Annotated in this window: 16 protein-coding genes; 12 read left to right on the top strand and 4 right to left on the bottom strand. The window is 63.9% G+C overall.

All coding sequences use genetic code 11. The features are described 5' to 3' along the window. Window positions 1-5: 5 nt before the first annotated feature. Both ACZ5TH_RS05070 and ACZ5TH_RS05065 read left to right on the top strand, forming a co-directional pair. A complete protein-coding gene (locus ACZ5TH_RS05070) occupies window positions 6-701 on the top strand; it encodes a DUF2238 domain-containing protein (RefSeq protein WP_464794831.1) in 696 nt (231 codons plus the stop codon). Further along, window positions 698-1,459, top strand: coding sequence for an alpha/beta fold hydrolase (locus tag ACZ5TH_RS05065; protein ID WP_464794830.1), 762 nt, complete (start codon window positions 698-700; stop codon window positions 1,457-1,459). Before ACZ5TH_RS05070 ends, ACZ5TH_RS05065 begins: the two co-directional genes overlap by 4 nt. Before the next feature lie 16 nt (window positions 1,460-1,475). On the opposite strand, the gene ACZ5TH_RS05060 is transcribed toward ACZ5TH_RS05065, so the two are convergent. Both ACZ5TH_RS05060 and ACZ5TH_RS05055 read right to left on the bottom strand, forming a co-directional pair. Further along, window positions 1,476-2,930 carry an AMP nucleosidase gene (locus ACZ5TH_RS05060; protein ID WP_464794829.1) on the bottom strand — a complete coding sequence of 485 codons (1,455 nt, stop codon included), beginning with the start codon at window positions 2,928-2,930 and terminating at the stop codon, window positions 1,476-1,478. A 79-nt stretch (window positions 2,931-3,009) separates the two neighbouring features. Then, a complete protein-coding gene (locus tag ACZ5TH_RS05055) occupies window positions 3,010-3,492 on the bottom strand; it encodes a redoxin family protein (RefSeq protein WP_464794828.1) in 483 nt (160 codons plus the stop codon). Between the two features lie 137 nt (window positions 3,493-3,629). Here ACZ5TH_RS05055 and ACZ5TH_RS05050 point away from each other — a divergent pair, with 137 nt between their 5' ends. The 10 genes from ACZ5TH_RS05050 (at window position 3,630) to trxA (ending at window position 17,947) form a co-directional block, all read left to right on the top strand. Beyond that, window positions 3,630-4,190: a YqgE/AlgH family protein gene (locus ACZ5TH_RS05050; RefSeq protein ID WP_449472372.1), complete on the top strand. Its 561-nt coding sequence runs from the start codon at window positions 3,630-3,632 to the stop codon at window positions 4,188-4,190. Window positions 4,191-4,374: 184 nt separating this feature from the next. After that, on the top strand, window positions 4,375-4,926 hold the full coding sequence (locus ACZ5TH_RS05045; protein WP_464794827.1) for a hypothetical protein: 552 nt from the start codon (window positions 4,375-4,377) through the stop codon (window positions 4,924-4,926). A gap of 120 nt (window positions 4,927-5,046) precedes the next feature. After that, window positions 5,047-6,456, top strand: coding sequence for an adenosylhomocysteinase (gene ahcY, locus ACZ5TH_RS05040; protein WP_464794826.1), 1,410 nt, complete (start codon window positions 5,047-5,049; stop codon window positions 6,454-6,456). 261 nt (window positions 6,457-6,717) lie between these two features. Continuing rightward, window positions 6,718-9,066 carry a PAS domain-containing sensor histidine kinase gene (locus tag ACZ5TH_RS05035; protein WP_464794825.1) on the top strand — a complete coding sequence of 783 codons (2,349 nt, stop codon included), beginning with the start codon at window positions 6,718-6,720 and terminating at the stop codon, window positions 9,064-9,066. A gap of 13 nt (window positions 9,067-9,079) precedes the next feature. Continuing rightward, window positions 9,080-9,517 (top strand): tRNA (adenosine(37)-N6)-threonylcarbamoyltransferase complex ATPase subunit type 1 TsaE, encoded by a 438-nt coding sequence (gene tsaE / locus ACZ5TH_RS05030; RefSeq protein WP_460988072.1) that lies wholly within the window; start codon window positions 9,080-9,082, stop codon window positions 9,515-9,517. Continuing rightward, window positions 9,514-10,500: an aminoglycoside phosphotransferase family protein gene (locus ACZ5TH_RS05025; protein ID WP_464795062.1), complete on the top strand. Its 987-nt coding sequence runs from the start codon at window positions 9,514-9,516 to the stop codon at window positions 10,498-10,500. Before tsaE ends, ACZ5TH_RS05025 begins: the two co-directional genes overlap by 4 nt. Continuing rightward, complete coding sequence (locus ACZ5TH_RS05020) at window positions 10,497-11,207, top strand: nucleotidyltransferase family protein (RefSeq protein WP_460985834.1); 711 nt, start codon at window positions 10,497-10,499, stop codon at window positions 11,205-11,207. The genes ACZ5TH_RS05025 and ACZ5TH_RS05020 overlap by 4 nt, the downstream gene beginning before the upstream one ends. Continuing rightward, a complete protein-coding gene (gene addB / locus ACZ5TH_RS05015) occupies window positions 11,200-14,175 on the top strand; it encodes a double-strand break repair protein AddB (protein WP_464794824.1) in 2,976 nt (991 codons plus the stop codon). The genes ACZ5TH_RS05020 and addB overlap by 8 nt, the downstream gene beginning before the upstream one ends. Continuing rightward, a complete protein-coding gene (gene addA / locus ACZ5TH_RS05010; RefSeq protein ID WP_464794823.1) occupies window positions 14,156-17,596 on the top strand; it encodes a double-strand break repair helicase AddA in 3,441 nt (1,146 codons plus the stop codon). Before addB ends, addA begins: the two co-directional genes overlap by 20 nt. 30 nt (window positions 17,597-17,626) lie before the next feature. Beyond that, on the top strand, window positions 17,627-17,947 hold the full coding sequence (gene trxA, locus ACZ5TH_RS05005; RefSeq protein ID WP_449472362.1) for a thioredoxin TrxA: 321 nt from the start codon (window positions 17,627-17,629) through the stop codon (window positions 17,945-17,947). 86 nt (window positions 17,948-18,033) lie between these two features. Here trxA and ACZ5TH_RS05000 read toward each other — a convergent pair whose 3' ends face one another. Then, window positions 18,034-18,831 (bottom strand): inositol monophosphatase family protein, encoded by a 798-nt coding sequence (locus tag ACZ5TH_RS05000; protein ID WP_464794822.1) that lies wholly within the window; start codon window positions 18,829-18,831, stop codon window positions 18,034-18,036. Beyond that, a complete protein-coding gene (argJ, locus tag ACZ5TH_RS04995; RefSeq protein WP_464794821.1) occupies window positions 18,831-20,057 on the bottom strand; it encodes a bifunctional glutamate N-acetyltransferase/amino-acid acetyltransferase ArgJ in 1,227 nt (408 codons plus the stop codon). The genes ACZ5TH_RS05000 and argJ overlap by 1 nt, the downstream gene beginning before the upstream one ends. Window positions 20,058-20,090: the final 33 nt, after the last annotated feature.

Genomic DNA, 20,090 nt, shown 5'->3' with positions numbered 1-20,090 from the left:
AACTGATGACGTCCGGCGCTGGCGCTGTTTGGAAAAGCCTTCCGATAGCGCAGCGCCGGATGATCCTGCTGCTGATCGGCGCCATCGCCGCCGTGCAGATCAATCAGCCATTTCCCGAACTCGCGCCGTTACAGCATGGGCCGACAATCGCGCTCGCCTTGGCTGCGCCATGGCTTCTGCGGCGCTGGCCTCTAAGCAATGGCGCAGTGGCCTGCATCACCCTGTTCCTGCTCCTGCATACATTGGGCGGGCGCTACATCTATTCTTATGTGCCCTATGACGATTGGGCGCGCTCGATGACAGGCCATGATTTTTCCAGCACCCTCGGATGGCGGCGCAATGGCTATGACCGGCTCGTCCATTTCGCCTTTGGCCTGCTTCTGACGCACCCACTGGCGCAGATCGCGCGGCGACGGGGTGGCATGGGATTGGGCTGGAGCCTGGCCTTCGGCTTCGTCACGATCGGATTCATCAGCGCCCTTTACGAAAGCTTCGAATGGCTGCTGACGTTGATGGCGGAAGGAGAAACGGCCGATTGGTATAATGGCCAGCAAGGCGACGTCTGGGACCCGCAGAAGGACATGGCCGCCGCTCAGGTCGGTGCACTAATCGCCCTGCTGATCCTTGGCCTACGCCGCCATCGACAAGGCGACGCCGAGGCCATATCGAGCAACGCCGACACAGTGAGGGAGTTATTATGACCGACCTTGAGCTACAGAAAGTGGAAGTTGAGGGGCTCGGCGGTCTTCCCATTGCGGTCCATATCGCGGGGGAGGGGCGTGACCTCGTCCTCATCCATGGCTATTTCTCCAACGCCTGGACCAATTGGATCCGTTACGGCCATGCCGCGCGGCTTGTGGAGGCTGGCTTCCGGCTGATCATGCCGGACTTGCGCGGACATGGCGAAAGCGGCAAACCGCATGATCCCGCCGCCTATCCGCCCGATGCTTTGACGGACGACAATCTGGCCGTCATCGACCAGCTTGGCCTGACCGATTATGACTTGGGCGGCTATTCGCTGGGTGCGCGGACGACGGTGCGGATGCTGGCGCGCGGCGCGACCCCGCGCCGGGTGATCCTGGCTGGCATGGGACTGCGCGGCCTCGTCAATACGCTCGACAAAGGCGGCTATTATCGCAACGTCCTCACCAATCTCGGCACGTTTGAGCGCGGCACGTCCGAATGGATGACGGAAGCCTTCCTGAAAACGACGAAGGGCGATCCAGTCGCACTACTGCATATCCTGAACACCTTCGTGGACACGTCCGCCGAAACGATCGCGACCTTCACGCAGCCGACCGAAGTCATCTGCGGCGTCGACGATCAGGATAATGGGATTGCGCAGGAGCTTGTCGATACTCTGCCCAATGGCCGCTATGTCGAGATACCCGGCAATCACATGGCTGCGGTCACGAAAAAGGAACTGGGCGAGGCCATGGTGGAGTTCCTGACCCCCTGACCGCCGCGCACGTACCTTACCGGAATGGTGGCTCGTTGAACGCCCGCAGCTTGCGGCTGTGCAGCTTAGGGCCTTCCTGCCGCAGCAGTTCGCACGTCATCAGGCCGATCCGCAGATGTCCCGCGATCGCTTCCTCATAAAAGCGGTTTGCCTGCCCCGGCAGCTTCAGTTCGCCATGGATCGGCTTGTCCGACACGCAAAGCAATGTCCCATAGGGAACCCGGAACCGATAACCCTGCGCGGCGATCGTCGCGGATTCCATGTCGATCCCGACCGCGCGCGACAGGCTGAACCGTAGTGCTGAACTGGAATAGCGTAGCTCCCAATTGCGATCGTCGGTCGTCACCACGGTCCCGGTGCGCAGCCTGCGCTTGAAATCTTCCTCGCTCCTACCGCCGAGCACCGCTTCGGCGGATTTGGCGAGGGCGACCTGAACCTCCGCAATGGCTGGCACCGGAATTTCCGGGGGCAGCATATCATCCAGCACCTTGTCGTCGCGCAGATAGGCATGGGCGAGCACATAGTCGCCGATCCGCTGGCTGGGCCGCAGGCCACCGCAATGACCGATCATCAACCAGGCTTCCGGCCGCAGCACCGCCAGATGATCGCAGATGGTCTTCGCATTGGCAGGACCGACGCCGATATTGACCAGCGTGATCCCGCTGCGATTGGGCGCGATAAGGTGATAGGCGGGCATCTGATGCTTGCGCCATGCGCTGTCCGCGATCATGCGCGCGGGATCAGCCGTCTCCCGCGTCACATAGACGCCGCCTGCCCCCGACAGGGCGGTGTAGGGAGAGCCCTCTCTTTGCAGTTCCGCGCAGGCCCAGGCCACGAATTCGTCGACATAGCGATGATAGTTGGTGAAGAGGATGTATCGCTGAATATGCTCGGCTGGCGTGCCGGTATAATGTTTCAGTCGGGCCAGCGAGAAATCGGTGCGCAGCCCGTCGAACAGCGCCAGCGGCCTTTGCCCTTCCGCATCAGGCGTGAACAGGCCATCGGCGATCTCGTCTCCGATCTCCGCCAACTCGGTTGCGGGGAAATGACGCGCCAGTTCGGTCGGAGGGGTGCCGTCAAGAGCGCTGATGTCCAGCCCATCCAGCACATAGGGAAAGGGGATCTGCTGATCGCTGACCGCTGTTTCGACCTCCACTCCATAATCCCGGACGAGCAAATCAATCTGCTCGGCCAGATAATCGCCGAACATCTCCGGTCGGGTGACCGTGGTTGTATAAAGGCCGGGCTTGGACAGGCGGGCGAAGGATCGCCCCGGCGGCGGGGCGTCGGTTTCGGCATGGTGGGTGATGCGCAGTTCGGGATAACAGAAGCGGCGATCGGACTTTGCCTCTGGCGGAGGCACGCTGCCATCGCGGGCATAGGCCTGCATGGCCTCGCGCAGATTTCCGATAGAGGTCTGGTAGATCCGGTCCAGTTGCGCGACCGCCGCGCTGCCGATGCTTTTCGTCATCGAACCTTGCTACCGCAGATATGTGACGGAAGGAAGGCGGGTAACCGCGCGACGGGGTTATCGTCGCGCGGCAATCGCGTCAGAGCTGCCCCAGCAGATGGTCCGCCGACGAAAGCTTGAACTCGCCCGGTGCCTCGACATTCAGTTCGGTCACCACGCCATCCTTTACGATCATGGAAAAGCGCTGGCCACGCGTGCCCATGCCAAACTTGCTGCCGTCCATCGTCAGGCCCACAGCCTTGACGAAGTCGCCATTGCCATCCGCCAGCATGGTGACCTTATCGTCTGCTCCGGCTGATTTGCCCCATGCGCCCATGACGAACGCGTCATTGACGGCGGTGCAGGCAATCTCGTCCACGCCCTTTTCCTTCAGCGCGTCGGCCTTTTCCACAAAACCGGGGAGGTGCTTGGCCGAGCAGGTCGGCGTAAAGGCGCCGGGAACGGAGAAGAACGCCACCGTCCGCCTCTTGAAAAACTCGTCGGAGGAAACCTGCTCCGGCCCATTTTCCGTCATCTTGGCAAAGGTGGTGGCGGGGATGCGATCCCCTTTTGCGATGGTCATATTCTGTCTCCTGCCGTTGATGGAGCGGGAGGTTGGCGCTTGGCGGTCCTGTGTCAAGGCGCGCTTACGTGTCGCATCGCCCCCGGTGAACGACAGCCCGCCATTGGCAAAGCCGCTGGGCAGCGTATATTCATCCTATGGATCAGCTTCGCTCCTATGCCGGTCAGTTCCTGCTCGCTTTGCCGGGCATGGAAGACATGCGCTTCGATCATTCCGTGATCGCCATTTGCGTCCATGATGAAAATGGCGCTCTCGGCATCGCGGTCAGCGATGAAATCGAGGGCGTGGGGCTGCATGAACTGCTCGAAAGCTTTGACATCAACCCTGCCAATGTCCCCGACATACCCGTGCTTCGCGGTGGGCCGGTCGAACCGCGCCGGGGCTTCGTGCTGCATTCCCTCGATTGGAAAGGGCATGACATGGTGGAGGTCGGGGAGGACTGGGGGCTTTCCGGCTCGCTGGAGATATTGAAGGCGATCGCGGAAGGCACTGGTCCCAGTCGCTACATCGTCGCCCTCGGCTATGCCGGTTGGGGCGCAGGACAACTCGATCAGGAGATGACCGGCGAAAGCTGGTTCCCGGCGACATGCAGCGCGGATATATTGTTCGACGTTCCGGCGGAAAAAAAATGGGCGGCGGCCTATGCCGCTGCCGGAGTCGATGCGTCTCATCTTGTGAGCGGCGCTGGCTCCGCCTGATCAGGTCGCATAATTTGCGAGATATTTTTCCGGTTCAACTGTGTAACGATGGCGCGGAACATAGCTTGTTTCCGCATCGTAACTGAACATTTCCAGGTAAATTCCCGCTAACTGCCTTCATTTACAACGCGGCAAGCGCGCGGGCGCACCTTCATCCTCGGGAAATTGCTCGGGGGTTCAAATCATGAAGAAGTTTGTCGCGGCTATGATTGCCGCAGCGATGCCGCTCGCGCCTGCCAGCGCCGCGCCTTGCTGGAAAAAGGTCGCGGTAGAGGCGGCGCAAATTCGGGATTTTGAGATGATGCTGATGGTGTCGGCGCTGCGTTGCCGCTCCACGGGCAGCAACTTCCTGGCCGACTATAACCGCTTCATCAGGGAAAAGCGTGACGCGCTGACGCAGGTCAATGACGAACTGCGCGAACATTTCCGTTCCGTCGCAGGACCGGTGGGCGCGCTGGGAGCTTATGACAATTACGTAACCAGCCTCGCCAACGTTTATGGCGCCGGAGCCGAAGGGCTCGCCTGCCGCGACCTACAGTCGATCACGGATGCGGCTAACGCGCTACCCGCGACCCGGGCGGCGCTGCTTGAACTGTCGGACGCTGCGGGCATCAATCCGCATCTTTCGGGCGCGCGCTGCGACGTTGTCATGGCGATTGCGGGTCGGGAAGCGGAGCCGTCGGCCGATCTGGGCGAAACGAGGGTCGCGGTCGCCTCTCGACCCGGAGAAGAGTGACATAAAGAAAACTTTATATTGAGTTGCCATCACCGGCGGCGATTGGTAAAGCGCAGACCATCGCCGCCGTTTCGCCATGCGAGCGGCTCCGGCACATTCTAAACCGATGGAGACACGCTCGTGGCCACAGCACCCGCCACCCAGGCGCAGGACTATGTGATCGCCGACATCAACCTTGCCGCGTTCGGCCGCAAGGAAATCGAGATCGCCGAAACCGAAATGCCCGGCCTGATGGCCCTGCGCGACGAGTTTGGCGCTGCCAAGCCGCTGAAGGGCGCGCGCATCACTGGATCGCTGCACATGACGATCCAGACCGCCGTGCTTATCGAGACGCTGGCTGAGCTGGGCGCGGAAATCCGCTGGGCTTCGTGCAACATCTTCTCGACCCAGGACCACGCCGCCGCCGCCATCGCCGCGCGCGGCATCCCCGTCTTCGCCGTCAAGGGCGAGACGCTGGAGGAATATTGGGATTACGTCATCCGCATCTTCGACTGGGGTGATACACCCTGCAACATGATCCTGGACGACGGCGGCGACGCCACCATGTTCGCTCTGTGGGGCGCGCGCGTCGAGGCTGGGGAAGAGCTGTTCACGCCCGGTAACGAGGAAGAGGAAATCTTCGTCGCCACGCTGAAGCGCTTCCTGGCCGATCGTCCGGGCTACCTCACCAAGACCGTTGCCGCGATCAAGGGCGTGTCGGAAGAGACCACCACTGGCGTCCACCGCCTTTATGAGCTGGCGAAGAAGGGCAAGCTTCCCTTCCCGGCGATCAACGTCAACGACAGCGTCACCAAGTCGAAGTTCGACAATCTCTATGGTTGCAAGGAATCGCTGGTCGACGCCATCCGCCGCGCCACCGACGTGATGCTGGCTGGCAAGGTCGCATGCGTCGCGGGCTTCGGCGACGTTGGCAAAGGCTCGGCAGCCTCGCTCCGCAATGGCGGCGCCCGCGTGCTGGTGACCGAGGTGGATCCCATCTGCGCGCTTCAGGCGGCGATGGAAGGCTATGAAGTCGTGACGATGGAAGAGGCCGCCACCCGCGCCGACATCTTCGTCACCGCGACCGGCAATGAAGCCGTCATTACCGTCGATCACATGCGCGCCATGAAGAATATGGCGATCGTGTCCAACATCGGTCACTTCGACAGCGAAATCGAGATTGCCGGTCTTTCGAACATGAAGTGGACCGAAATCAAGCCGCAGGTCGACGAAGTCGAATTCCCCGACGGCAAGAAGATCATCGTCCTTGCCAAGGGCCGCCTGGTGAACCTGGGCTGCGCCACCGGCCATCCGAGCTTCGTCATGTCGTCCAGCTTCACCAACCAGGTGCTGGCGCAGATCGAACTGTGGACCAAGTCGGACCAGTATAAGAACGACGTCTACGTCCTGCCCAAGCATCTGGACGAAAAGGTGGCGGCGCTTCACCTCGAAAAGCTCGGCGTGAAGCTGTCGAAACTGACCCCCAAGCAGGCCGCCTATATCGGCGTGACGCCGGAAGGTCCGTTCAAGCCGGATCATTACCGCTACTAAGCAAACCGGAAAGGGGGAGGCGAAAGTCTCCCCTTTTTTAAGCTTAGCCTCTCGTCATCCCAGCGAAAGCTGGGATCTATTGCCAACGGCGTCCGGCTGAGATGCCAGCTTCCGCTGGGATGACAAAGATGGGGACGTGTCCGTCTTGAAGGATCCGCGCATTTCTTCAAACTCCCCGCTTCACGCTGCTCCCGACTTGGGTTAGTCCCCTGATAATCATGCAAAGGGGTGGCAGGTCGCGATGAGGGGTGAACAGGCGCAATGACGTCATTGACCCCATTTGCCGCAGTCATATTGGGGATCGTGCTGGCCGCGTGGCTGGCCGCCGCGGTGTGGGCGCTTTCGACCGGGCAGCGCATGCGTCGCGAAGGCACGCAAGTGCAGGGCAAGTTCGATCGCCTGTCCAGCCTGCTCGCCTCGGCACCCGCTGCACCCATCATCATTCATGCCGATGGCCGGATCGAGGCCGCCGACCGGCTCGCCAAATGGCTTGGCAAGGACCGGGTGCCCGCATTCGTATCCGAACTGACCGCGCCCGACGGCGGCCTGGAGCCGGAGGACGCGTCGGCCCTCGCGCAGGAAATAGCGGCGGCCCAGCGCGCCGGACGCAGCTTCGCCCTGCCTGTGCGGGGGGAGGGTTCCTCCCGGCTCCTGCTGGTGCGCGGCGCGCCTGCCGGGCCAGTGCTTGCCGAAAGCGGCGGCGTAGTCCTGTGGATATTCGACGCGACCGACAGCCAGTCGGAAATCCAGGCGCTGAAGAGCAAGGTCGAGCAACTGCGCGAAGCCCTGGAAGCGCTCGCGGGCCTTGTGGAAGCCGCGCCGTTTCCAATGTGGCATCGCACCGCCGACATGCGCCTCAGTCTCGTCAACGCAGCCTATGTCCAGGCGGTGGATGGGGCCAATGCGGCAGATGTCATCGCTCAGGGCACGGAGTTGGTCGAGGCGGTGGGCGGCCTCGGCCCTCAGTCATCAGCAGAGCAGGCGCTGACCGAGGATCGGGTGGTCGAACGCATGGTGCCAGCGACCATAGATGGCGAACGCCGCACGATGCGGGTCGTCGATGTGCCGCTTGGCGAGGCCGGCGTCGCCGGTTTCGCAATGGACCAGAATGAGCTTGAACAGGCCCGCGTCGAGCACCGCCGCCTTGAAGCGGCTCAGCGCGACCTTCTCGATCGCCTCTCCGCTGGCGTGGCCCGCTTTGGCCCGGATCGCACCCTGCGTTTCTGGAATCAGCCATTCATGAGTCTGTTCGGGTTGGACCAGGAACATCTGGCGGACCAGCCCGTGTTCGAACGCGTCCTTGATCGCATGCGGGAGGCCCGCCGCCTGCCCGAACATCGCGACTTTCCGGCCTGGCGGGCGGAACGCCGGGACTGGTTCCTCTCCCCCGACCCGCGCGAGGAAAACTGGCTGCTCGCCGACGGCACGCATCTGCGCGTCTATGGTCAGCCATTGCCCGACGGCGGCCTGCTCCTGATATTCGAGGATCGGACGGAGCAGGTCCAGCTTTCCAGCGCGCGCGACACGCTGCTGCGAGTCCGCACGGCGACCTTCGACAATCTGTTCGAGTCGATCGGCGTCTTTTCTTCCGATGGCCGCCTGTCTCTGTGGAACAGCCGTTTCCGCTCGATCTGGGAAATCTCCGAAGATCTTCTGGCGCAACACCCGCGCATCGACGAACTTCTCCGCGCCGTCCAATCCCGCCTCGCCAAGCCGCAGCAAGCCAATCTTGTCCGCGAACTGGTCCGCGCCGCGACAGTGGAGCGCAAGCAGCGCGTCGGCCATGTCGGTTTCGCGGACGGCCGCATCTTCGAATTTGCCGCCATCCCTCTGCCCGACGGCAATGCGCTTTTCACGATGCTGGACGTGACCGACAGCCGCCGTGTCGAGCAGGTGCTGCGCGACCGCAACGAAGCGTTGGAGCAGGCCGATCGGGTCAAGACGGCCTTCGTCACCAATATGAGCTATGAATTGCGCACGCCGCTCACCACCATCGCCGGCTTCGCCGAGATGATGAGCGCGGGCTACGCCGGGGACATGAGCGATTCCGCCAAGGAATATGTCGATGGCATTCTCCAGAGTACCAGCCGCCTGTCGATGTTGATCGACAATGTGCTGGACCTGACACAGGGAGAAGCCGGGACACTTCCGATCGATAGGGTGCCTGTCGATCTCGCCGCCCTCGCAAAGGAAAGCATCGAGCGGATCAAGGCCGAGGCAACGGCCAAGGGCATCGACCTTGCCATCTCCCTGCATGAAACATTGGGGAAGGTGGAAGGCGACAGCCGCCGGATCGGCCAGGCGCTCGACCATCTGCTGGAAAATGCGGTCTGCTACAGCGGACGCGGCGCGCGGGTATTGCTGCACGGCGACGGCAGCAGCGATTCCGCGCGGCTCGTCGTCTCCGACAACGGTCCCGGGATCAGCGTCAAGCGCCGCGCCACGATCTTCGATGCTGCGGCGCGCGCGGAACAGGCACGAAGCGGTGAAAAGGCCGGGATCGGCCTACCGCTCGCCAAGCAATTGGCAGAGGCGCATGGCGGCACCCTCCAGCTCGTGTCAGAGCCGGGGCAGGGCACCATGGCCGTGATCGAGCTACCCCGTGGCTGAGCAGAGCCTGACCATGCCCGACGAAGCGGCGATGCTGGCCCTCGGCCGCCGTCTGGCTGACTTGGCGCGCATCGGTGACGTCATCGCGCTGGAGGGCGGCCTTGGCGCGGGAAAGACGACGCTCGCGCGCGGCATATTGGAGGGGCTTGGCCTTGCAGGCGAGGCGCCAAGCCCCAGCTTCGCGATCGTCCAGCCCTATGATGTGCCGGAGGTGAAGCTGCCCGTCGCCCATGTCGACCTCTATCGCCTTGACGATGCGGAAGAGGCGCGGGAACTGGCTCTGGACGAATATCTGATGGACAGCCTGCTGATCGTCGAATGGCCGGATCGCCTGGGTCCGGATGCATGGCCGCATGCGCTGCGGCTCCACATCGACATCGAACCCGACGGCGCTCGGCGCTTGACAGTGCGCGTGCCGGACGCTTGGACAGAGCGATGGTCGCAGATATGATCCCGCCCGCTTCCGCTCCCGCCTTTCTCTCAGCTGCGGGGTGGGGGCATGCCGCTATTGTCCCGCTGGCGGGTGATGCGTCGTTTCGCCGCTACTTCCGCGTGGTCGATGGCGCGCGCCGTGCCGTCCTGATGGATGCGCCGCCGCCACATGAGGACCCGCGTCCGTTCATCGCCATAGCCGAACATCTGGTTCAGCAGGGTTTTGCTGCCCCGGCGATCCTTGCCCGCGATCTGGAACAAGGTCTGGTGCTCATCGAGGATTTCGGCGACTTGCGGGTCAAGGAACATCTGGACGATGTCCCCGCCGACGAGAAAGGCGTTTATAGCCGCGCAGTCGAACTGCTCGCGGATCTCCATCGCCAGCCTGCCGCCGACCTGCCGCCCTATGACCGCGCGGTCTATCAGCGCGAGGCAGGGCTGCTCACCGAATGGTACTGCCCCGCGATCGGCCTTTCCGTTGATACAGATGCCTATACGCGGGCCTGGGATGCCGTGCTGCCGATCGTGGAGCAATCCGCCAGCCCCACAGTCACAGTGCTGCGCGATTATCATGCCGAAAATATCATGCTGATCGACCGGCCCGAAGTACGCGGGCTTGGCCTTCTTGACTTTCAGGACGCTCTGGCCGGGCATCCCGCTTATGATCTCGTGTCGCTGCTTCAGGACGCTCGGCGCGATGTGCCGCCGGAGGTGGAGGCAGCTATGATCGAGCACTACAAGGCAATCGCAAATCCCCCGGCGGACTTCGATGCTGCCTATGCTGTGCTGGGCGCGCAGCGGAATGCGAAGATCATCGGCATCTTCACGCGCCTTTGGAAGCGGGACGGAAAGCCACGCTACCTGTCCTTCCTGCCGCGCATGTGGGACCTGCTGGAACGCGACCTCGCTCATCCTGCATTGGCACCTGTTGCAGAGTGGTTCGCGGCCAACATCCCAGCGGAAAAGCGCCATCTCGCGCTTCAGGATAACGTCCCCGCATGATCGACACCGCAATGCTGATGGCGGCCGGCCTGGGCAAGCGGATGCGCCCGCTCACCGCCACGCGCCCAAAGCCGCTGGTCAAGGTAGCTGGCAAGCCGCTGATGGACCATGCGCTGGACCGGCTGTCCGCTGGCGGCATCCGCAAGGTCGTGGTCAATGTTCATTACCTCGCCGACACGGTCGAGGCGCACCTGAACGCCCATTCGAACGGCATGCAGGTGCTGATTTCGGACGAACGCCCCAAGCTGCTGGAGACGGGCGGGGGCTTGATCCATGCGCGTTCGCTGCTGGGGGATAAGCCCTTCTTCTGCGCGAACAGCGACAATCTCTGGATCGACGGGCCGCAGGAAACGCTGAGCATGATGCAGCGCCTGTGGGACCCCGATCGCATGGATGCGCTGCTGCTGCTGGTGCCGCTCGCCCGCGCCCATTGCCATACGGGACCGGGCGACTTTCACATGGACGCCTCTGGCCGGTTGAGCCGCCGCAAGACGAGCCATGTGGCGCCCTTCGTCTTTACCGGCGTGCAGATCCTTTCGCCCAGCCTGCTGGTCGATCCGCCATCCGACGTCTTCTCGACCAATATCTTCTGGAACCGCGCTATCGAAGCGGGGCGCCTCTACGGCGTTTCCCATCAGGGCCTCTGGTTCGACGTCGGCACGCCGCGCGCTATTCCTTTTGTGGAATCGATGCTCGCCTATGGGTGACCGCACCCGGCCTGCCTTGTTCAACATCCCAGCTCACCGCGCCTTTTCCGACGCCTTGGCAGCGGGCATAATTGCGCAGCATGGCGGCGACCCGATGGCGCTGGCGCAGGGCATGATCCTGCTACCCACCAACCGCGCGATCCGTGCTGTAAGCGACGCTTTCGTCCGCCGGTCAGGCGGCGGCCTGCTTCTTCCCCGATTGGTCGCGATCGGCGATCCCGATCTTGGCGAACAGGCGGGCGGCGCGCTCGATCCTCTGGCGGAGGGGGAGGCCATTCCCCCCGCGATCGCGCCCATGCGCCGCCAGATGATCCTGGCCCGCATGGTTCAGCAGGCATCCGGCCAGCCAATGGACGCCGCGCAGGCGATCAAGCTCGGCCAGGCGCTCGGCACCGTTCTCGACCAGATGCAGGTGGAGCGGGTGCCCATCACCGCGCTTTCCGAACTCACGCTCTCGGATGAATTGTCGGGCCATTGGCAAAGATCGCTCGATCTATTTTCCATCCTCATTCGCCGCTGGCCAGAAGAATTGGCAAGGCTTGGCCTTATTGATCTGGCTGACCGGCGCAATCGCCTGTTCGATCGTCTCGCCACACGTTGGGCCTCAGAGCCGCCGCCCGGTTTCGTCATCGCCGCTGGCATAGCCACAACCGCCCCCGCTGTTGCCGGTCTGTTGCGACGGATTTCCGTCCTGCCGCGCGGCAGCGTCGTCTTCGCTGGCCTAGACCATGAAATGGACGAAGCCGCATGGGACGCCATCGGTCCTTTCGCGCCGGACCCTGTCACCGGCCGTGCGCCTCCTGCGCATGAAACCCATCCCCAATATGCCATCAAGCGCTTGCTCAATGGAATGAGCGCCACGCGCGATGACGTAGCGCTGTGGCGCTGGGGCAGCGAGCATGATGCGCGTGCCGTCCGCAGCCGCAACATCTCCAACGCCATGCTCCCGCCGCGCTTGACCAGCCGTTGGCGCGATCTCAGGACGGCCGAGCGGTCGCTCGCCGGGGTCGAGGCGCTGGAAGTCGCAACGCCGGGTGAGGAAGCTCAGGCGATCGCCATCGCCCTGCGTGAGGCGGTGGAAACGCCCGGCCGCACCGCCGCGCTGGTCACGCCCGACCGCCAACTTGCCACGCGGGTGTCGGCGCATCTCACGCGATGGGGAATCGCGGCTGACGATTCCGCGGGCCTTCCGCTGTCCCGCTTGCCGCCGGGCACATTGCTCATCGCGCTGGCCCAGGCGGTGGCAGAACGCTTCGCGCCCGTCGCGCTGCTGACACTGCTCAAGCATCCGCTGGTCATGCGCGGTGAAGGGCGGCTTCCATGGCTGGAAGGCGTGCGCGGCCTTGATTTATTACTGCGCGGCCCGCGTCCTCCTGCGGGCCTTCAAGGGATCGACTTACTCCTCGCCGAACGGGAAGGAGAGGATCGCCAGCAGGCGCTGCGAAACCAGACACGGCAATGGTGGTCACAGGCGCGCGCGCTGCTCGAACCGCTGGAGCAAGCCTGCGCCGTCGCCCCGACCTTTGCCGCGCAACTGGCGGCCCTCCGCGAACAAGCCGGAGCATTGACCGGCGATGCCATATGGTCGGGTGTTCAGGGCCACGCCGCCGCCGATCTGTTCGCGGAGTTGGAACAGGCGGCCCCTGAAGGCCCTCAACAGTCTGACATCCGCTCCCTCCCGACCCTGCTCGACAATATGCTAGGCGGTGTTTCGGTGCGCCCGGTTCAGGGCGGCCATCCGCGCATTTCCATATTGGGCCTTATCGAAGCGCAACTGGTTCAGGCCGACCTCATGATCCTGGGCGGCCTCAACGAAGGCACATGGCCCGGCCTGCCGTCGCCCGATCCCTGGCTTGCTCCCCGCATCCGGCGGGAACTCGGCCTGCCGGGCCTGGAAACCCGCATCGGCCGCGCAGCCCATGACTTTGCCAGCGCACTGGGCGCTCCCCATGTCCTCATCACCCGCGCGCGCAGAGGATCGGGCGGTCCCGCCATAGCCTCCCGCTTCTGGTTGCGTCTCAAGGCCATGGCCGGTCCACAATGGAAGAGCGCCGATCGTTACGCGGCGCTGGCACAGGCACTCGACCGCCCAGCGCGGCACCAGCCCAGCCGCCGTCCCGCGCCAGTGCCACCCGCCTCCGTCCGCCCGAAGCTGATCCCCGTAACGGATGTGGACCGCCTAAAGGCTGACCCCTTCGCCTTTTACGCCAAGCGGATATTGCGCCTAAATCGCCTCGACCCGGTCGATGCCGATGCTGGCCCTGCATGGCGCGGTACGGCTGTCCATGAAATCCTTCAGCACTGGGCAGAGGCCGGGCGGCGCGATCCCGCCGATCTGGAAGCCCGCGCCCGCGCGATGTTCGACCGGCCCGATGTCCATCCGCTGCTGAAGGCGCTCTGGCAGCCAAGGTTGATCGAGGCCATCCGCTGGATCGCTGCCGAGGTGGCTGCCGATCAGGCAGCAGGGCGCTCCATCCTGGCGGTGGAGACGGACGGCCGTGCGGAGATCGCTGGCGTGACCCTCACCGGCAAGGCTGACCGCATCGATCGCATGCCGGACGGCTCGCTCGCCATAGTCGATTACAAGACCGGCAAACCGCCCAGCGCCAAGCAGGTCAAGGCGGGCTATTCGCTCCAATTAGGGCTACTGGGCCTCATCGCCGAACAGGGTGGCTTCCCGGCCATTGAGGGCGCAAAAACCGCAGGATGTTTCGAATATTGGTCGCTGGCCAAGAAGAACGACGCCTTCGGCTATCGGGAAAGCCCCGTCGATCCGATGGGGAAGCGAGATAAGATCGTAACGGCCTCCTTCACATCGCTCGTCCACGAATGGTTCGAAAAGATCGCTGGCGATTATCTGACGGGTAACGCCCCCTTCGACGCGCAGGTGAATCCCGAAGTCGCAAACTATGGCGACTATGACCAGCTCATGCGGCTGGAGGAATGGTATGGCCGCGACGATGTCTAGAAAGACCTCCGCGCTTCAACCCCTCGCGGGAGCGCAGGCGCGCGCCGCGTCGCCTGACGCCCATGTGTGGCTGTCGGCTTCGGCAGGCACTGGCAAGACGCATGTGCTGACCGCTCGCGTATTCCGCCTGCTGCTACAGGGCGTGCGGCCCGAAAATATCCTCTGCCTCACCTTCACCAAAGCGGGCGCGGCGGAAATGGCCGACCGCATCCATGATCGCCTCGCCGCCTGGGTCCAGATGGAGGAAGGCGAACTGTTCGAGGATCTGGAGGCGCTACACGAGGATAGCGGCCCGGAAGCACGCGACCGTGCCCGCCGCCTCTTTGCGGAGGTGTTGGAATCCACCGGCGGCGGCCTTCGAATCCAGACCATCCATGGCTTCTGCCAGCAACTGCTGACCGCCTTTCCCCTCGAAGCCGACCTGCCGCCGGGCTTCCGCCCGCTCGACCAGCGGGAGCAGGCGGCGCTCGCCCGCCAGACCCTGGCCGATCTTGCCGTCCGTGCGCAGGATCAGGGCGACGACCGGCTCATGGAAGCGCTACAAGCGATCAGCCTGCGTCTGGGGGAAGGCGGCGCCGAACAATTCCTCCTGCGCTGCGCCGCCCATCTGCCCGCGCTGGAGCAATTGCCGGAAGACATCGCCGCCTCGCTCTATCGCGAACTCGGCCTTCCCGAGGGTGACGTCATCACGCACCTCGCCAGCCAGTGCGAAGACGCGCAGTTCGACATGCGAACCCTCAGCTGGATCGCTCAGGCCAATGCCGATTGGGGCACCGGCCGCGCCCTGGAGCGCTGTGACCGCATAGCCCGATGGAGGGCTCTAAACCCCCGCGACCGCGCGGAGGCTTTGGACGATCTGCACGCCGCTTGGGCGAAGAAGGACGGCGACCTCATTTCGACCAAGGGCTGGGTGCCCCCGGTCGATGGCTATGGAGAGGCAAGCGCGCGCCTTCACTCACGCTGCGCCGAGCTTTTGAATCTCAAAGCGCTCGCCGCCTATGCCGATTTGCTCGCCGAGGGGCTGCATGCAGGCCGCGCCTATGCCCGCGCCTATCATGAGGCGAAGCAGCTTGCCGGCGCCGTGGATTTCAACGACCTCATCGCCCGCACCGCCGACCTTCTGTCCCAACCCGGCATCGCCGACTGGATTCGCTACAAGCTGGATCAGCGCATCGATCACATCATGGTCGATGAAGCGCAGGACACGAACGTCAGCCAATGGCAGATCGTCGGCGCGCTCGCTGCCGAGTTTTTCGCAGGGGAGGGGGCCAAGGGCGATCGCGTCCGCACCATCTTCACCGTCGGCGACTTCAAGCAGGCGATCTTCGGCTTCCAGGGCACCAGCCCTCAGGCGTTCGCCGCCGCGCAAATAGCATTCCAGCGCCATGCGGAAAATGCCGACCATATCTTCCATGACCTGTCGCTCGAACGCAGCTTCCGCTCCACGCCCGCCGTCCTCGACGTAGTGGACCGGACAATCGCGACCTTGAGCGCCGAACGGCTCGGTCTAAACTCGGGCGCCGTCCAGCACATCAGCGCCAACCGCTTCCCCGGCGAAGTCTTACTATGGAAACCAGCCATCGCTGGCCTGTCCGACGACGCGGAAGGAGAGGAGGATTGGGCCGCCGATCAGGAACGCCAGCTCGCCCAGAATATTGCGCGGCAGATTCGCCAATGGATCGACGACGGCATGATGCTCGAAAGCCGTGGCCGCCCGGTCACGGCAGGCGACATCATGATCCTCGTCCGCCGTCGCAGCGAACTAGCCCGCCTGATCGTTGCCCGCCTCTATGAGGAAGGCGTCGCCGTCGCAGGCATCGATCGCCTTCGCCTCAATGCACCGCTTGCCGTGCGCGATCTCCTCGCCGCGCTCCGTTTCGCGGTGCAGCCGGAGGATGATCTCAACCTCGCCTCGCTGCTGGTATCGCCGCTGATAGGCTGGTCGCAGGATGATCTTATGGTCCGCGCCATGAACCGCCGCGTTGGCCTCTGGCAGCATCTCACCCGCACCCAGGACGAAGAGTTGCTCGCCCCGCTTCGCACCCTGCTGAATCGGGCGGACCTCACCACGCCCTACCGCTATCTCGAATCGATCCTGTCCGGCCCGATGGAGGGGCGCCGCCGCCTCATCGAACGGCTCGGTATCGAAGCCGCCGATCCGATCGAAGAACTGCTCAACGCCGCGCTTGCTTTCGAAACGGACGATCACCCCTCCTTGCAGCGTTTCGTGGACTGGTTCGACCGAGGCGAAGTGGAGATCGTCCGCGACGCGGCGGCGCAGGGGGATTCGCTCCGCCTTCTCACCGTCCACGGAGCAAAGGGTTTGCAGGCGCCCGTCGTCATTCTGGCGGACGCCTGCCTTGATCCCGATGCCGGAACACGCAGCGATTCCCTTGAATGGAACGGTCTGCCCATCCTCGCTCCCCGCAAGTCCGAGCGTCTTGGCCCCATCGGGCAGGTTCTTGAGGAAGCCCGCGCCGCCGAACGGGAGGAGCATTGGCGGCTGCTCTATGTCGCACTGACCCGTGCCGAGGAAAGGCTGGTCGTCACCGGCTCGCTAGGCCCGCGCGCCCGAGGCATGCCGCAACCCGAAAGCTGGTTCACGGCCGTCGAGAACGCCATGGCCGCCCTTGGCGCGGAATGGGAGGACGATCATCTGTGGGGCGCGCGACGGCGGTGGCTGGGCGCGGAAACCCTGCCTCCGCGCGCTCTCGAAAAAGCTGCCGCGATTGAAGCGGCGTCGCATGCCGAACCCGCTTGGCTCCGTCGGCCCGCGCCAGAGGAAGCGCGTCCCCCCCGGCCCCTCGCACCTTCCGCTCCGGTAGAGGATGACGTGCCCTATCCCCCGCCCACGCCTGCCATGCGGGCGGCGAGCGAGCGCGGACGTTGGCTGCACGCCTTGTTCGAACGGTTGCCTGATGTTTTGCCCGAACAACGCCGTCAACGCGCCGACCGCTGGCTCGAACAGCAAGGCGCGGCGGATGCATCATTGCGCCATGACGTCATTTCACAGGCTCTTCGCGTGATCGAGGATAGCGACTTCGCGCCGCTCTTCGCCCCCGGCGCCCTTGCTGAAGCGCCTGTCGCCGCGGTCGTCGGCGACATGGTGATCTCCGGCACCGTGGATCGGCTATGCATCGGCCCCGACCGCGTGCAGGTCGTGGATTTCAAAACGGGCCGCATAGCGCCGCTCAGCGTGGAGGAAGTGCCCGCCGCCCATGTCCGCCAGATGGCAGCCTATGCCGCCGCGCTTCAGGTGATCTTCCCCGACCGGCGGATAGAAGCCGCGCTGCTCTACACCAGCGCCCCGCGCCTCATCACGCTTCCGCACGATCTTCTCGCCGCGCACAAGCCGGGCTTTCCCCCCGCGCAGGAGAATTTGCCGCTTTCACCCGTTGAGACGGACGCGTCACCGTCCTAGATATCCGCCCAACTGAAGGAGAAATATAACATGGCTACCAAGGCAGTCACCGACACCAGCTTCCAGGCGGACGTGATCGACGCAGACAAGCCCGTGCTTGTCGATTTCTGGGCAGAATGGTGCGGCCCCTGCAAGATGATCGGCCCGGCCTTGGAAGAAATCTCCGAGGAACTCGCTGACAAGGTCATTATCGCCAAGATCAACATCGACGAAAATCCCGACGCGCCCGGCAAATATGGCGTGCGCGGCATCCCCACGATGATCCTGTTCAAAAATGGCGAAGCAGCCGCCACGAAAGTCGGCGCCGCGCCCAAGAGCGCGCTCAAAGGCTGGATAGAAAGCGTCCTCTAACGCACACCTAACTCCCTCTCCCCTTCAGGGGAGAGGGCTGGGGAGAGGGGAACGCGCAACCTCTCCACCACTCCGGCCCCCAAGCCTTACCGAAACAACACCCCCGCCGCAGCCTCCCACAACCGCGGCGACGAAGCCCCAAGCAATCCCCGTCGCAAATCGCCCACCACATAGGGCGACCCATCCAACCGCTGACAGCATCCGCCAGCTTCGTTCAGGAACAGCGTCCCGGCGGCATGGTCCCACGGCAATGTTCGCGCAAAGACCGAAACATCATTCTGCCCCAGCACCAGCCGAGGATATTGCTCCGCCGCACAGCGCGGAATGTCCACAAGCGCGAACACCCCTTCCGCCCGCCGTTGAATGTCAGCTCGCTCCTCGTCCGACATGAAATAAACCGCCAGCGCCGCTATCGGCAACGGATCGCCGCTCTCCCGCGCCCGGACCTGCTCGCCATCGATATAACTGCCAGCGCCCAGCGTGGCGTGACACAAGCGTCCGGTAAGCGGGTCCAATATCCATCCCGCCAATGTCGTCCCGGCATCTGCCAAAGCGATCATTATGCCGAAGGGCGGCCGCCCCGCTGCGAAATTGCCTGTCCCGTCGATCGGGTCTATGATCCAGTTGAGCCCGTCACCCGCCCGATCCAATATCGCCGGGTCCGCCGCGCAGGCTTCTTCGCCGATGATTCCCGCTTCGGGCAGGATCTGGCTCAGCCCTTCGGCCAGCCTGATCTCGCTTTCCTTGTCGGCAATGGTAACGAAGTCGTCGATGGCCTTCTCGCTGATCTCGTCGGCGCGCAAATTCTGGAAGCGCGGCATGACGATGTCTCGCGCCACCTCACGCATCAACGTGACGACATCGTCATGCAGCTCGATCGGCATCAGCTACGGTAATCCGCGTTGATCGAGATATATCCATGCGTCAGGTCGCAGGTCCAGACCGTCGCGCGGCCCTCGCCAAGGCCAAGGTCCACGCCGATCTGGATATCCTGCCCCTTAAGGTGCGCGGCAACCGGCGCCTCGTCATAGCCTTCCGCCGCGAGCCCGCCCGAGGCCACCTGCGTCACGCCGAACCGGATGGACAGCTTGTCGCGATCAGCCGGTTCGCCCGCCTTGCCGACCGCCATGACCACGCGCCCCCAATTCGCGTCCTCGCCCGCAATAGCGGTCTTCACGAGCGGAGAATTGGCGATGGACAGTGCGATCCGGTGCGCGCTCGCATCGCTCTCCGCGCCTTCGACGCTGATCTCGATGAACTTCGACGCGCCCTCGCCATCGCGCACCACCAGATGCGCCAGTTGCAGGCAAAGGTCGCTCAGCGCCGCCTGAAACGCATCCGCTCCCGCATCGTCCATCGACGCCAACGGGGCGTTGCCCGCCTTGCCCGTGGCAAAGGCCAGCACCGTATCGCTGGTCGACGTATCACTATCGACCGTGATGCAGGAGAAAGTCCGCCGGTTCGCCGCCGACAGCATCTGCTGCAACAGTTTCGGCTCGACCGCTGCGTCGGTAAAGATATAGCCGAGCATCGTCGCCATATCCGGCGCGATCATGCCCGATCCCTTGATGATCCCCACCAGCTCAACGCGCGTCCCGCCAATCATGGCGCTCGTGCGCGCACCCTTGGCATAGGTGTCGGTCGTCCCGATCGTATTCGCCGCCTCTTCCCACTCGCAAGGCGCGGCGGAGAAAGCTGCCTCCAGCCCAGCCTCAGCCTTGTCCACCGGCAAGGGAACACCGATCACCCCAGTCGAAGACACGAACACATCCGAAGGCAGGCACCCAAGATGATTGGCGACCTTCGCCGCGATCGCTTCGACAGCCGCCCGCCCGCGATGGCCGGTGAAGGCATTGGCATTGCCCGCATTCACCACCAGCGCCCGCGCCGACCCGAGCGGAATGGCGTCCCGGCACCATTCGACCTCGGGGGAAGGGCACTTGCTCTGCGTCGTAACGCCAGCAACCGCCGTACCCTCGGCCAGTTCCACATAGGTCAGGTCGCACCGATCCCAATTCTTGTACCGCGCCCTGGCAACGCGCGCGGTCACGCCCGAAATCGCGGGAAGTTCAGGAAAGGCTAAGGGGGCGAGGGGAGAGCGCTGTGTCATGAGCGCGGATTAGCGCATATCATCCGCCCGTCA

The organism is Sphingobium sp. TomTYG73 (assembly GCF_055394245.1).
The sequence above is the reverse complement of the archived record's forward strand: the minus strand, read 5'-3'. Positions and strand labels throughout refer to the sequence as shown.

Excerpts from the sequence above, each read along its gene's own strand:
- tsaE (WP_460988072.1), top strand. The coding sequence starts at position 9,080 with ATGCCCGACGAAGCGGCGATGCTGGCCCTCGGCCGCCGTCTGGCTGAC.
- trxA (WP_449472362.1), top strand. The coding sequence starts at position 17,627 with ATGGCTACCAAGGCAGTCACCGACACCAGCTTCCAGGCGGACGTGATC.
- addA (WP_464794823.1), top strand. The coding sequence starts at position 14,156 with ATGGCCGCGACGATGTCTAGAAAGACCTCCGCGCTTCAACCCCTCGCG.
- ACZ5TH_RS05020 (WP_460985834.1), top strand. The coding sequence starts at position 10,497 with ATGATCGACACCGCAATGCTGATGGCGGCCGGCCTGGGCAAGCGGATG.
- ACZ5TH_RS05050 (WP_449472372.1), top strand. The coding sequence starts at position 3,630 with ATGGATCAGCTTCGCTCCTATGCCGGTCAGTTCCTGCTCGCTTTGCCG.
- ACZ5TH_RS05055 (WP_464794828.1), bottom strand. The coding sequence starts at position 3,492 with ATGACCATCGCAAAAGGGGATCGCATCCCCGCCACCACCTTTGCCAAG.
- ACZ5TH_RS05065 (WP_464794830.1), top strand. The coding sequence starts at position 698 with ATGACCGACCTTGAGCTACAGAAAGTGGAAGTTGAGGGGCTCGGCGGT.
- ACZ5TH_RS05070 (WP_464794831.1), top strand. The coding sequence starts at position 6 with ATGACGTCCGGCGCTGGCGCTGTTTGGAAAAGCCTTCCGATAGCGCAG.
- ACZ5TH_RS05000 (WP_464794822.1), bottom strand. The coding sequence starts at position 18,831 with ATGCCGATCGAGCTGCATGACGATGTCGTCACGTTGATGCGTGAGGTG.
- ACZ5TH_RS05045 (WP_464794827.1), top strand. The coding sequence starts at position 4,375 with ATGAAGAAGTTTGTCGCGGCTATGATTGCCGCAGCGATGCCGCTCGCG.
- argJ (WP_464794821.1), bottom strand. The coding sequence starts at position 20,057 with ATGACACAGCGCTCTCCCCTCGCCCCCTTAGCCTTTCCTGAACTTCCC.
- addB (WP_464794824.1), top strand. The coding sequence starts at position 11,200 with ATGGGTGACCGCACCCGGCCTGCCTTGTTCAACATCCCAGCTCACCGC.
- ACZ5TH_RS05035 (WP_464794825.1), top strand. The coding sequence starts at position 6,718 with ATGACGTCATTGACCCCATTTGCCGCAGTCATATTGGGGATCGTGCTG.
- ACZ5TH_RS05025 (WP_464795062.1), top strand. The coding sequence starts at position 9,514 with ATGATCCCGCCCGCTTCCGCTCCCGCCTTTCTCTCAGCTGCGGGGTGG.
- ACZ5TH_RS05060 (WP_464794829.1), bottom strand. The coding sequence starts at position 2,930 with ATGACGAAAAGCATCGGCAGCGCGGCGGTCGCGCAACTGGACCGGATC.